This is a genomic window from Dyadobacter chenwenxiniae (genome assembly GCF_022869785.1).
Classification (GTDB): domain Bacteria; phylum Bacteroidota; class Bacteroidia; order Cytophagales; family Spirosomataceae; genus Dyadobacter; species Dyadobacter chenwenxiniae.
Map to the genome: position 1 here is coordinate 4797502 of NZ_CP094997.1, position 13838 is coordinate 4811339.

Consider the following 13838-nt stretch of genomic DNA (forward strand, 5'->3'; position numbering starts at 1 on the left):
TTCACATCAACACATAAACATTCACAAAAACACCACATGAAATTAATCCATCTATGCTACGCTACATTTGCCGTGTCACTGGCCATGTCGGCTTGTAAAAAGGAAAGTGACCAGGAGGCAACCGGTGAAAAAGTGCCTGGATTTAACATCAGCTCGCTTGACTCCACAGCGAAGGCTTGCGACGATTTTGACACTTACGCCAATGGCGGCTGGAAAAAAGCCAATCCAATTCCCGGAACAGAAAGCCGTTGGGGTGCTTTTAATGTTTTAGACAAAGAAAATAAGGAAGTCAGACTGAGAGGGATCATTGACGAAATCGTCAAGCTGGAAGACCGCAAAAACGGAAGCGAAGAACAGCAGATCGCGGATTATTATCAATCCTATCTGGACACTGCAACCATTGAAAAACGTGCTATCACGCCATTAAAGCCATATTTGGATAAAATCAATGGTGTGCAATCGCTTAAAGATCTGGCTTCGGTTTCGGGTGAATTGCAGAAAGTCGGCGTCTCTTCTGTCATTGGCCTGGGCGTGGACGCGGATTTGAAGGACAGTAAAACGAATGTGCTTTATCAGGGACAGGACGGACTGAGCCTGGGTGAGCGCAGCTATTACGATAGAATGGATTCCAGCACCGTAAAAGTGCGTGATGAGTTTGTAAAACATGTGGATAAAATGTTTGCATTGGCAGCATTTCCTGAGCAAAAGCCAGGGCAGACGATCCTTGATTTTGAAACAAAACTGGCGAAGCTTCAACTAACCAATGTGGAGCTGCGCGACCCGGTGAAAACCTATAACAAAATGGCGTTCAAAGGCTTTCAATCGCTCACGCCGGATTTTGACCTGGAAGCATTTGCAGATAAGCAAGACATTAAGACCGACAGCATTGTTGTTCAAGACAAGCTTTATTTGCAAAATGTAAACAAGCTTTTGAAAGCAACTCCTATTGAGACATTAAGGCTTTATGCAAAGTGGCAGCTGCTGACAAGATTTGCAGGCTATCTCCCAAAAAGCTTCGATCAGGAAAATTTCCGCTTTTTCAGCACGGTAATGCGTGGCACGAAGCAGCAAAAAGCGCGAGTTGAACGTGCGATCCGGTCTACGGACGGCTTGTTAGGAATGCCATTAGGAAAACTGTTTTCCAAAAAATACTTTCCGGAAGAAGACAAGAAGAAAGTTTCTGACATGATCGAAAATGTGCGCACGGTCTACGGCGAACGCATTGACAAACTCACTTGGATGAGCGATTCAACAAAAGCCAAGGCGCACAAAAAGTTAAAAGCATTCACCTATAAAATCGGCTATCCGGACAAATGGAAGGATTATTCATCCATTAAGATTGAGAAAGATAAACTGTTTGAAAACGCCATAGCAGCATCGCTTTTCGCGCATAAGGAAGAAATTGAAAAAATTGGCAAGCCGGTGGATAAGGCTGAATGGCTGATGACTCCGCAAACGGTGAATGCTTATTACAATCCGTTGAACAACGAAATCGTGTTCCCGGCCGGCATTCTGCAACCACCATTCTACAATCGCAATGCGGATGATGCCATTAATTACGGAGGGATTATCGCCGTAATCGGCCACGAATTTACGCACGGATTTGACGATCAGGGATCACAGTTTGATGATGAAGGAAACCTGAAAAACTGGTGGACAACTGCGGATCGCGCGAATTTTGACAAGCTGACCAAAAAGTACATTGATTATTTCAGCGGAATCGAAGCATTACCAGGATTCAAGATCAACGGTGCATTAACGATCGGTGAGAATGTGGCCGACCTTGGCGGATTGACACTTGCCTATTATGCTTTGGAAAAATCATTAAAAGGAAAAGCGGAGCCAGCGCCAATAGACGGCTTCAACTGGAAGCAACGCTTTTTCCTGGGCTGGGCGCAGGTTTGGCATATGAATACAACCAACGAAGCATTAAGAAATCAGGTGCAAACTGATCCGCATTCACCAGCAAAAGACCGCATTAACGGTCCGATGCCACATTTGAAAGAGTTTCAGGCAGCGTGGAATTGCTCGCCGGGAAGCAAAATGATCCTGCCAGATTCGGCCCGGATTGTGATCTGGTAATCATTTGCCAGCGACATATCTGTTTCTGTAAACACTTGGACTACAACCCTTAGCCTGCCTGAATTGGCGGGCTATATTTTTACTATCCGTCAAGCCCATATCCAGCGCAATTTCAAAAACCGACATGTCTGTATCGAGCAGTTTCTGGGTAAATTTTTCAATGCGCAGATTGAAAATGTATTTGTAAATTGGATAGCCTGTAATTTCCAAAAAGCGCTTTTCCAGTGCGCGGCGTGATAATGGAACCTGTTTCACAACCTCATCCACGTGCAGGTTTTTATCAATGTTCTGGTGAATGTATTTCAATGAAGACGCGATATGGTCATCATTGGTCGCGTAAATGTCGGTGGAATGCCGGGTAATGACCTGAACGGGCTTCACGATGATATCATAATATTCCGAAGTGCCGTGTTTGATCATGTGATCGAGCAGCTTGGCGGCGTCATAACCGCCTTTTTCGGCGTCCAGCGCAATGCTCGAAAGTGGTGGATCGGATAAGTCGCAGATCATTTCATCATTATCCACACCCAAAACCGCAACTTCCTCAGGAATGCGGATGCCCAGTTGCCGGCAAGCTTCGGTAATGTGCTGTCCCTGGTTATCGTCACAAGTCATCAGGCCGATTGGTTTCGGCAATGATTTCAGCCAGCGGCTTAGCGAGCTGGGTTTGTAATACCAAAGTTCAGTCGAGCGTGCCTTTTTGTGCTCAAAATAATGAACCTGATGCCCGCGCTTTTTCAATCTCTCCTCAAAACCCTCTGCCCTTTCTCTTGACCAAACGATGTCATTAAAACCGTAAAACGCGAAATTTGTAAAACCCTTTTTGAGAAAATAATCCGCGCCTAGCTGGCCAGCTTCGTGATAGCCGCCGGTAATGTTGGGAATTTCAGTAAAACGTTCTTTAAAATCCTGCGCAATGACCGGAATGCCTGTCTGAATAATTTTTTCAATATCCTTATTATAAAGCTGGCCAACAATGCCGTCGGCCTTCCATTCCAATGCCCATTTCAAAATCCCATCAATCCCCACCGTTTCCCGATGAAAAAGCGGCATGCGGCAGAAAATCCATGGCCCGAATTCTTTGGAATAAGCATTAATCCCCTTCATGAGGCTCTTGCTGTATTCCTCGGCAAAATCAAGTAGGAGGATAATTTTATACATCCGGCAGGGTCAGAAGATTTCCTTAATGCTCGTAATCGTATCATTATTAACCAGCGGCCTTGCCCAGATGCCAATGCTAAAAATGTAAGCGAGTGGCACAAAAAGGAATAACATGGCCATTTGTAAACCAAACAGCTCCCCCAGCCCACCGACGATCAAAGGCACAACGGCCCCACCCGCAATCCCAGCGCACAATATACCGGAAAACGTCCCGTGATGCCTGGGAACAGAATTTAACGCGAGGGAAAAAATCACAGAATACATAACAGAAGCAAAAAACCCGGTGACCGGAAATGCATTCATAGCAACCGTTTTGGATCCAAATAATGCAAAGCCCAATGCGACAATCGCTCCCGAAGTGAAGAAAATCAGCACTTTACGGCTATCGAATATTTTCAAAAGCACCAATCCCAGGAAGCAACCGACTGTAAGCAAGCCCCAGAAATAGGAAATAACGGCAGCGCCGTCTGTGGCAGGATCCACATGATGATAGGTTTGTAAAAATTGGGAAATCCAGTTCGCTATGCCTTGCTCCGTTCCTACATAAGCAAAGATGCCCAAAAAAAACAGCCAGACCGATTTGTTGGCGGCAAGCTCTTTAAAGGAATGGCCAACATCCATGCGCTCATCTTCCAGCAGATCCACTTTCGGAAATTTTACCAATGCAATCACCACCACCATTAGCAATGCTATTACGGCAAAAACCCAGTAAAGCGACACCCATTTCAGGTTTTCAGGAACCAGGTTATTTAGTATATCAATCAAAAAACCCGAGCGGCCCGAATGCACATTGAGCACCAGATAACTGTAAAGCATGGGGCTCAGAAATGAAGCGCCGCCAAAGAAAAGCTGCGCCAGCACCGAGAAAAAAGCAAATTTCGCCTCACCTCCCGCAACCCGGAGCAATGGATTAATAACAACTTGCAACATTGCCATGCCAATCCCGATCAGGAAAAGGGACGATAACGCAATGGCAAAACTGGGAATAATGGCAAAAAGCAGCGCTCCTATAAATGCAAGAAGAAAAGCCAGCAGTAACACCGGCTTTTCTCCATATTTCTCAACCATAAGCCCTGCGGGAATGGACATGACTCCATAAGCCACAAAGAACGCAAAAGGCAAAAAACCTGCAAGCCCGATGCTCAGACTGAAACTCTTCACAATATCCGGGATGATCGGCCCAAGGATATTGGTCAAAAAAGAAATGACAAAGAATATCAGCAGGATCAGAACGACAATAAAACTATTCCTTTGCATGAGGGTTCAAGGCTTACTATAAACTTCTTTTTCCCGGCTTACTGAGCCGTTACAACGCTCGTACGGCTTGATCTGCCAGCCATATCGAAGCTTTTCAGCCTGATCGTTCCGGCCGCTTTTACCGGTGCTTCGAACACCGGGGATTTGGCAGTAGGCTCCGAGCCGTCCGTTGTGTAACGGATAGCAAGTCCCGGCAGCTCTACATTGGCTTTCAGCATGCCGTCCTCAACGATGGCGCCCGGCATAGGAAGCCTGTAATTATAACCGCCATTAACAAAGCTCATTCTTGGCATATGGCGCTGCGCAATGCTGTTTGCAAACACATTCCAGCCCTCACTGATCATTTTCTTCCTTGCGGCATCATCCGCCACATTTTCCCACGGACGCTCCGCCGCCCACGCGCTTTCTGCGAAACCCATTAGTTTGGGCAAAATTGAATATTCCATCATGTCGCGACCCTTAACCGTCTCGCACCAAAGCTGCGCTTCAATCCCGATCACATTTTTTCGCGCTTCCGGTTTCATCTGCTGCTTCCCGTTGAACTCCTCCTTCATGGGTTTGCCCAAAGCCGTTTCCTCTGTCGTCCGGAACATATTGAATGGTGCGAACGCCCAGTTATCACGCGTATCCACAAATCCGCCCCAGTACAAGCCCGGTTCTTTTGGATCATTGTTATAGGACATGTCGAAATAAAAATTTGTCACATTACAAAGCACCACCTGATAGCCCGCATTAGCGAGGCGATTGCCCAGATCCACATCATACACATTGTTCCAGACATAAGGAACAACAGGATGACCCACAAATTCAGGGTTAGCATTGTAAATCCCTGCATTGGTTTTGGTTAATGCAACTTCCTCCCAGCCATGCACTTTTAGATTGCGCTTTTCAAGCCTCGGCAATAATTTCCTGAAAAAGTAAGTCTGCAAATCCCGGAATTCTTTGATATCCGGATGCTCGTTTTTCAATTTAATGGCCATGGGTGACTTGGTCCAGGCACCTTCGGCAACTTCATCACCGCCGGTGTGAAATGTGTCCATCGTTAAGCCCGCCTCTTTGTACATTTTGGCAAATTCATCCACCACTTTCTCAAAGAAATGATAAGTGGATTCGCGTGCAACACTTACCGTATTGTTCTTATAAGCCTGGGCCGAGAGGTAAACCGACTTGTCGTCCGGATCGATCAGGCGATATTCATTCGCTTCTTTTTCCTTGCCTTCCTTCATTAAGCGATCATAACGTGCTTCCATAGACTTAATGGCCGCTAGCGCGTGACCAGGGAAATTTACTTCCGGGATCACCTTAATGTGCCTATCATTGGCATATTTGAGTATTTCAATAAAATCGGCACGGGTGTAATAACCGCTTCCGAATTTACCCTCATCATTCGCGACAGGCCCTGATCCATAAGCAGGATGCAGCGCCGAAGCATTGATTCCGGACGTATGTGCACGGTGCGCGCCTATTTCCGTTAGCTCGGGTAACCCGTCAATTTCCACACGCCAGCCTTCGTCCTCGGTTGTATAAAACAAAAAGTGATTGACTTTATAAGATGCAAGCAAATCGAGAACGCGCTTGATGGTTTCCTTTGTCTGAAAATTCCGGCCCACATCCAGATGCATGCTTCTAAAATGGAAACGCGGTGCATCCTCAACCTGCACATGGCCCAGCAAAATGGACGCGGCTGGTTTTTGATAAGACTCAGTCGGCACAAGCTGCATAAGGCTTTGAATTCCATAAAAAACTCCGGCCGCATCGCTGCCTGTAATGTTCACGCCACCCGCATTAACGCTTAGCTTATACGCTTCCTTAGCAATCCCATTTACAGAAACGGTTCCCGTGTTTAAAACAATAGAAGGAGCCTCGGGCGTGGTTGTTGTTGGCAACCCTTCACGGATCGGAAAGTCAGTTCCAGTGACCGCTTTTAGTTTTTCAATTAAGTATTTCGCTTCTTTTTCAAGGCCCTTCTGGTAAAACACATTGGCTTTATTATCCAATGTAAATGCCTCAGTGCGAGCACTCATTTTCACTGGGCTAGGAATAATTTTCAGCAATTGTTCTGCGCCCAGCTTGGTGAATTTCAAATTGTCTTTATAACGCTGTTCGGCGGTTGGAAGCGGCACCAGATCATCCTTTCCTCTCATAATCTGCTCCTTAGCAACAAATGGCTCCACGGTAAAATCCCTAACCTGCACGATCTCCTTCTCTTTGCCTTCTTTGTCATAAAAAACAAAATACAAGCCCATGGGCGCATCCGTTTCCTTTATAACACCCTCTGTTCCGGTGTAATTAATGATTATAGAATCACCGGGCGCCAGTTTGAAATCTTTCGCGGCGACCATTTTATACCAATCCCCATTCAAATGCTCGATGATGGCCGGCTGAGGTGTTTTATTGCTCTGGATCGGACGCGGCGACATGTTGAAAAACAGCGCCCAGTTGCTGCCGTCGAGCGTAAAATCGCTGCCATTTTTCAGGGTAAATTTCGCGTCAAAGCTGTGGGCCGGTTCTATGAAATTAGAAACGAGTTTCCACGAAACGCCAATTTTCTGCGCTTGTTCTTTGGTAACATCACCGGTGCGTGAACAGCCGGCCAACAGGAAAAAACAAACGATAACGAGCTGATAAAGAAATATTCTCTTCATAGGGTCAGAAACACAAAGATTTAATGAGTTCAACGGTGATTTCGCAGATGGATAAAATTACCGCATTAATATTACTGATAAGTTGGGAAAATATACTAGTATTTCTTTCATCAATAGCCTTTCCGGTGCACAAGCACGTACTTATCCCCAAAAACAGGCAGGATGACAAACGAAACAGGAACATTCACAAGACTGCTTTCCCTCGACGCCATGCGCGGCTTCACCATTGCCGCCATGATCATGGTCAATTTTCCCGGCAGCGAAGCATTCGTCTTTCCTACATTGCGCCACTCCAAATGGAACGGACTAACATTTACAGACCTGATCGCGCCCGTTTTCCTGTTTATTGTCGGTGTTTCCATTGCATTTGCCTATTCCAAAAGGCTCGAACGCGGGGACGCGAAAACGCCGTTGTATCAAAAAATCGTCTTCCGTTCTTTGAAAATTTTTGCCGTTGGAATGTTCTTGAACCTGCTCCCCCATTTCGACTTTTCGGACCTGCGTTATGCCGGCACATTGCACCGGATCGCCATTGTTTTCCTTTTCTGCGCCATTTTGTTCCTAAACACAACCTGGAAACAGCAAGCATCCATCGGCTTGGCGATATTGATTTTATACTGGCTGGCCATGACACTCATCCCGACGCCGGGAACGGGTAAAGTAATGTTGGAGCCCGGCAGTAATCTGGCTGCCTGGGTGGATCAGCAATATTTGCCCGGGAAAATGTGGCAGGGAAACTGGGATCCCGAAGGCATACTAAGCACTTTTCCATCCTTCGTGACAGGCATTACGGGCATGCTGGCGGGCAGGTTGATGCTAAGCAATATTAAGCCCCACGAAAAAGTCAATTATATGATGGTAACGGGCTTCTTCAGCTGTGCAGCGGGCTATTTCTGGAACCTTACTTTTCCAACCAACGAAAATCTCTGGACAAGCTCTTTTGTGCTGGTAACGTCCGGTTTCGCAGCTATGCTCCTAGGCACGCTTTACTTTTTGATGGATATTTCAGGAAGAACAAAGGGAACCGCTCCCGGAATTATTTTCGGTGCAAATGCGATCACGATTTATGTGCTGGCGGATATTTTTGCCTTGTTTTTTTATTTGTATAAAATCAATGGACATACCGTTAATACACACGCTGTCAACACATTAGTCAACATTGGTTTTAATCCGCAGCTGGCTAGTTTGCTTTATGCATTGTTCTTCGTTGGCATCAATTTCATTCCCGCTTACATTTTGTACAGGAGAAAGATTTTTATCAAACTATAAACATCCTGCCTATTTTTTGCCTTCCCACATCATTAAGCCCTCTATCAATGCAGTGAGCTGGGGCGTGGGCATGTTGGGTGTGAGATAAGCGTGTGGGCCCATGGGATCATCCTGCCACGTGTTGTTGCCATCCTTAATAATGATCTTTCCCCGTTTCAATCCAAAATAAGGCTGTACACCACGGACACCCACCAGCACGGCAGTCTGGTCCCAGCTTTGACGACCATTGGCATCACCCTCGCTTTTAGACATCGCTAATTGATATGCGTCCTTCACCGGGCTTTTCAACCGTTCGTTCGCGATCACATGCACGCCCGTACGAATCTCCTGCCCGATCTCAAAACCACTGAAAATGATCTCCGTAGGCCATTCCGTAAATACTTTTTGTGAAGCCAGGGAATCCACATACACATTATACTCGCGTCCGGCGGGGAATTTGCCGGCCATGCTTACCAGCCCGTTAACTTTTTTTCTTACAAGGTTCACGCCCGATAGCTGCGAATGCTCATCCGGCTTGGAATCGAGCAAATCGGCAAGGTTCGTCAAAAAACCGATGGTTACGATTGTGACACTTTGATCGGGCTGTTTGGCTAAAATTTTGCGATAAACCGTCACAGCATCCTCCGCATCAGCCGTTGTTTTGATCTTATGCGGATATTTTTCAACCAACATTTCGGGCCATTTCTGAGTGGCACCATAAGTTGGGGCGGCCTCGCCTTTCGGCGCTCCTGTTGGCAGCTCCGGTCGTCCAAAGTAAGTATTCAGGATGTCAATGGTCGGGACTACAAATTCATTTTTATTAGAGGCAATCACTGCCAGCGGCCTTACTTCGCCCTTATCTGCCAATGCGTGCAGCACGGCCATGGCTCCTACATCATCATAATCCGGGCCAATGTCCGTATCAAGGATTAATGTTTTGGGAAGCCTGCCTCCGGTTTGAGCATAAATGTGGGAACAACTTAAAAGACAGAGGACTAGTAATATTTTACGCATGGCAATCATTGAGAAAAACACTTTTGGCACTATTGCTATATTCGCTGCACTGGGTCACTATGCTGCAAATTGCGCAAATTTTATGGCTTTAATTCTTTAAAACATGAAACACCTGCTTTTCCTTACCACTCACCACTTCAACGGTCATCATGCCGGTGATATTAATTTTTGTAATTGCCTTCGCACAGGGTTAACTTCGCAGTTTGTCTCACATTATTTTTGCGCTGCAACCAGCGCGCACAGGATTATGAACTTATACGGCTTAATTGGATTTCCCCTGACGCATTCTTTTTCCAAGCGATATTTTACGGACAAATTTCTCCGCGAGAAGATCCGGGAAAGCAGCTACGAACTGTTTGAAATGAATTCACTGGAAGGCCTGACCACACTGCTGAAAAATAAGACGGATCTGAAAGGTTTAAATGTGACAATTCCTTTCAAAACCGAGGTGATCGCCTATCTGGATGATCTGGATGATGCTTCCGCAGAACGGATTGGGGCTGTTAATACAATAAAAATATACGCCGACGGCAGTACAAAAGGGTTCAACACAGACTATTACGGATTTCGCCAGTCATTGGAAGAATGGATGGACAAGCGCGGTGAAAAGTGCAGCAATTTTAGTGCATTGGTTTTGGGAAATGGCGGAGCGGCTAAGGCCGTGCAAGTTGCCTTGCAAGACATGCACATGGATTATAAGCTGGTTTCGAGGCAAAAAAGTGATAACTCGATCATGTATGAAGAATTGACAGAAGAAATCATGAATTCGTATTTGCTGATCATTAATACAACTCCGCTGGGCATGTATCCGAAAGTTGAAGAATGCCCCGACATTCCATATCAGTTTTTAACCAAAAAACATTATTTGTACGATCTGGTTTACAATCCTGCGGAAACATTGTTTTTGAAAAAAGGAATTGAAAAAGGCGCTGCTGTGCAGAATGGCTTAAAAATGCTTGAATTACAAGCAGAAAAAGCCTGGGAAATCTGGACGCAGGAAGAAAATTTGTGGAGCGTTTAAATGCGGGAATAATGAGTCCAGAGATCCTTTTCGACTATTTCAGATTCGCGTAAAACGCCGGTTGCAATCGGCGCTTTTACGCCATTACCAATAACAGCGGGACCCTGGCAGCGACGGATTTCGTCCCATAATCCGGTTTGCAGAAATGCACTGATCACTGCCGCACCGCCTTCTACGAAAACAGACTGGATTTTCCTTGCCAACAATCCTTTCAGCATTTGCTCAATTTCGCCAGCACCTGGATTTACCTTCAAATAACTCGGGTCAGAGCTTACTGAATAACGTTCAGGAGAATCCGGCAAGGTGCTTTCTTGCAAATAATTAACAACAATGGTCGACTGTATCTTATTGAACAAATGCAAAGTTGCCGGAAGCTGCAAGTGCCTGTCAAGAACAACACGAACGGGATCACGGCCTTCCCAGTTACGCACATTCAGGCGCGGATTGTCCATCAGTGCCGTTTTATAACCTATTAAAATAGCGTCTTCCTCAGTCCGCCATTGATGCACGCGCATGTTTGAAAGCGTTCCGCTGATCCGCAGGGCATCACCCGTTTCGGGGCCTAAAAATCCGTCCGCCGTCTCAGCCCATTTCAGGATCACATAAGGTCTCTTTTGCCCCATAGCAGTGAAGAAACGCTTATTCAGCGCCAAACCTTCCGAAGCCAGCAAACCAATTTCGACCTCAATTCCAGCCTCAACCATCCGCGCAATCCCTCTTCCAGAAACCAATGGATTGGGATCATTATTACAAATGATCACTTTTTTGAGTTTTTTACTAATGATCAGGTCTGCGCACGGAGGCGTTTTGCCCGTATGCGAGCAAGGTTCAAGCGTGACATAGGCAGTCGATTCGGGCAGTAAATGTGCATTTCCCTTTGATTCAGCGTCGTTAATGGCCCAAACTTCTGCATGCGGACCGCCATATTGCCGATGCCATCCTTCACCGATAATGCTGCCTTCATGAACAATCACACAACCCACCATCGGGTTAGGGCTGACATTCCCCCGACCATACCCGGCAAGCAGCAAAGCCCGTCTCATCCATTGAATATCTGCCTCCATCCGGCAAAAATACGAACCTCCTTTTAAACTCAACTTTCGTGAGTTCCTATTATTTGCTAACTTTCCGACATTGGAATAAAAAACACATCAAATGACTTCGGCACGTCAGTTATATCAATATATCTTAAAAGGCATTACCGTATATCCCGAAAAAGAAGCTCAGGCAATCACTTTTATGTTGCTTGAGCATTATATGAGACTTCGCAATATTGATGTACTCGTGGACAGACCGGTGGCGGAAAACACCGCACAACCCGACTGGAACACCATTATCAGTCGGCTGAATGACAACGAACCCGTTCAGCATATCATCGGGTCAACCGAATTTTGCGGACTCGAATTCCGTGTTTCATCGTCTGTGCTAATCCCGCGTCCCGAAACGGAAGAGCTGGTAAGAATGGTGACCCGCGACTATGCCGAGCCGGATAAAAACATCAGCATTCTGGACATTGGAACGGGCAGCGGCTGTATCGCTATCGTGCTCGCCCGCTTCCTGCCGCACGTTTCCGTGCATGCCTGGGATGTGTCGGATGAAGCGCTTGAAGTTGCGCGGGAAAATGCACGCCAGCTGATTGCAGACGTTACATTTGCCAAACAAGACATGTTGAATGTGACCTTCCCGTTACCCGGCAACATTATCCAGTTTGATTGCCTTGTAAGCAATCCGCCCTACGTAACATATTCAGAACAAGAGCATATGCGCCCAAATGTTCTGCGTTTTGAGCCCCACGAGGCGTTATTTGTAGAAGACAGTGACCCATTGCTATTTTACAAAGCCATTGCAGATTTTGGCATACACCATTTAAAACCTGAAGGAAAGTGCTATGTAGAGATCAACGAGCATTTCGGTGCAGGCACCAAGCAGGTTTTTGAAGAAAGAAATTACAAAAACGTCGAAATCCTGCGGGACATTCACGGAAAAGATCGCTTCGTAAGGGCGATCTGGAAGTAAACATCCAACCTTGCCCCCAGCCCCTAAAGGGGTGTATATCGTGTCGTTAACCACCCCTTCAGGGGCTGGGGGCAAAGCAAACCGCAAAACCCAAAAACGCCAACCACCCCTTCATTGGCCGGGGGACAAAGCAAACCGCCAAACCAACAACCGCCAACCACCCCTTCAGGGGCCGGGGGCCAAGTAAACCGCCAAACAAGACTAATCTTCAATGTATATAGAGAAAATAAAGGATGTGCTGAATGAGATGGGCAAAGTGGTTGTGGGGCAGGATAAACTGCTCAATAGACTGCTGATTGGCCTTTTCACAGGCGGCCACATTCTGCTCGAAGGAGTTCCCGGGCTGGCCAAAACGCTGACGATCAATGTTATGGCGAAAGTGCTGCATTTGGATTTCAAAAGAATCCAGTTTACACCCGACTTATTGCCTGCCGATTTGATAGGAACAATGATCTACAAGCCAAAAATTGGCGACTATGAGGTAAAAAAAGGGCCTATTTTCTCTAACATTATTCTGGCCGACGAAGTGAACCGTTCGCCTGCGAAAGTTCAATCTGCTTTGCTGGAAGCGATGCAGGAAAAACAGGTGACGATCGGAGACGAAACTTATCTGCTCGACCGGCCATTTGTAGTGCTTGCAACCCAAAACCCGGTGGAGCAGGAAGGAACTTATCCGCTTCCGGAAGCACAGATCGACCGTTTTATGATGAAAGTTTATGTCGATTATCTGGAAAAAGACAAAGAACTGGAAGTCATGCGCCGCATGTCGGACATTAATTATGATTACCAGATCAAACCGATCCTGAACAAGGAAGACATTTTCGCGATCCGTGACAATGTGAATAAAGTGAACATTTCTGAAACGCTCGAAAAATACATTATCGAGCTGGTTTTCGCAACACGCCGCCCGCTGGAATACGGACTTCGTGATGAGGCGCGTTACATTCAGTTTGGCGTTTCGCCCCGAGCCACTATTTACCTGAACCGGGCTGCAAAAGCGCTCGCGTATCTGGAAGGACGTGATTATGTACTGCCCGAAGACATTAAGGAGCTCGCGCCGGACATTATGAACCACCGGATCTTACTCAACTATGAAGCAGAAGCAGACGGCGTCCGGACAATGGCCATTATTGATTCCATTCTCCGGAAAGTAGCCATCGGTTAGGGAACCGGATCGTGCCCGTGACCGCCCCAGGGATGACATCGGGAAAAGCGTTTGAGGCCCAGCCAGGTGCCTTTTACGACGCCATGCTTCTGAATTGCCTCAATCATATACTGCGAACAAGTGGGCGTATAACGACAAGAATTTGGCAGGTAAGGGGACAGCACGCCCTGGTAAATCCGAACCAACCCAATGAGTAAAAATTTCATTTCGCTTCTTGTGTCAAAGTAGT

The 13838-nt window shown here is 46.5% G+C and carries 11 protein-coding genes; 5 read left to right on the plus strand and 6 right to left on the minus strand.

The genetic code is table 11. From position 1 onward, the window contains the following. Positions 1 to 36: 36 nt before the first annotated feature. A complete protein-coding gene (locus tag MUK70_RS20495) occupies positions 37 to 2082 on the plus strand; it encodes a M13 family metallopeptidase (RefSeq protein ID WP_234654913.1) in 2046 nt (681 codons plus the stop codon). On the opposite strand, the gene MUK70_RS20500 is transcribed toward MUK70_RS20495, so the two are convergent. Genes MUK70_RS20500 through MUK70_RS20510 form a run of 3 tightly spaced genes read right to left on the minus strand, consistent with a single transcriptional unit; the run spans position 2083 to position 7145 of the window. After that, a complete protein-coding gene (locus MUK70_RS20500) occupies positions 2083 to 3243 on the minus strand; it encodes an AraC family transcriptional regulator (RefSeq protein WP_234654914.1) in 1161 nt (386 codons plus the stop codon). Positions 3244 to 3252: 9 nt separating this feature from the next. Further along, on the minus strand, positions 3253 to 4500 hold the full coding sequence (locus MUK70_RS20505; RefSeq protein WP_234654915.1) for an MFS transporter: 1248 nt from the start codon (positions 4498 to 4500) through the stop codon (positions 3253 to 3255). Between the two features lie 38 nt (positions 4501 to 4538). After that, complete coding sequence (locus tag MUK70_RS20510) at positions 4539 to 7145, minus strand: family 20 glycosylhydrolase (RefSeq protein ID WP_234654916.1); 2607 nt, start codon at positions 7143 to 7145, stop codon at positions 4539 to 4541. 162 nt (positions 7146 to 7307) lie between these two features. Between MUK70_RS20510 and MUK70_RS20515 the strand changes: the two genes are divergently transcribed. After that, the gene (locus MUK70_RS20515) at positions 7308 to 8414 is read left to right on the plus strand and encodes an acyltransferase family protein (RefSeq protein ID WP_234654917.1); all 1107 of its coding nucleotides are present in this window, start codon (positions 7308 to 7310) and stop codon (positions 8412 to 8414) included. A 9-nt stretch (positions 8415 to 8423) separates the two neighbouring features. Here the strand turns inward: MUK70_RS20515 and MUK70_RS20520 are convergent, their stop codons facing one another. Next, complete coding sequence (locus tag MUK70_RS20520) at positions 8424 to 9407, minus strand: nucleoside hydrolase (protein ID WP_234654918.1); 984 nt, start codon at positions 9405 to 9407, stop codon at positions 8424 to 8426. A gap of 247 nt (positions 9408 to 9654) precedes the next feature. On the opposite strand from MUK70_RS20520, the gene MUK70_RS20525 reads away from it, so the two are divergent. Continuing rightward, on the plus strand, positions 9655 to 10428 hold the full coding sequence (locus MUK70_RS20525; RefSeq protein ID WP_234655384.1) for a shikimate dehydrogenase family protein: 774 nt from the start codon (positions 9655 to 9657) through the stop codon (positions 10426 to 10428). Here the strand turns inward: MUK70_RS20525 and ribD are convergent. Then, on the minus strand, positions 10425 to 11492 hold the full coding sequence (ribD, locus tag MUK70_RS20530) for a bifunctional diaminohydroxyphosphoribosylaminopyrimidine deaminase/5-amino-6-(5-phosphoribosylamino)uracil reductase RibD (protein ID WP_234654919.1): 1068 nt from the start codon (positions 11490 to 11492) through the stop codon (positions 10425 to 10427). The genes MUK70_RS20525 and ribD overlap by 4 nt on opposite strands. A gap of 91 nt (positions 11493 to 11583) precedes the next feature. Between ribD and prmC the strand changes: the two genes are divergently transcribed. Both prmC and MUK70_RS20540 read left to right on the plus strand, forming a co-directional pair. Continuing rightward, entirely contained in the window at positions 11584 to 12444 is an 861-nt protein-coding gene (gene prmC / locus MUK70_RS20535; RefSeq protein WP_234607853.1) for a peptide chain release factor N(5)-glutamine methyltransferase, read from the plus strand. Between the two features lie 211 nt (positions 12445 to 12655). Beyond that, entirely contained in the window at positions 12656 to 13609 is a 954-nt protein-coding gene (locus tag MUK70_RS20540; protein ID WP_234607854.1) for an AAA family ATPase, read from the plus strand. Here the strand turns inward: MUK70_RS20540 and yidD are convergent. Next, the gene (gene yidD / locus MUK70_RS20545; RefSeq protein ID WP_082217029.1) at positions 13606 to 13815 is read right to left on the minus strand and encodes a membrane protein insertion efficiency factor YidD; all 210 of its coding nucleotides are present in this window, start codon (positions 13813 to 13815) and stop codon (positions 13606 to 13608) included. The genes MUK70_RS20540 and yidD overlap by 4 nt on opposite strands. Positions 13816 to 13838: the final 23 nt, after the last annotated feature.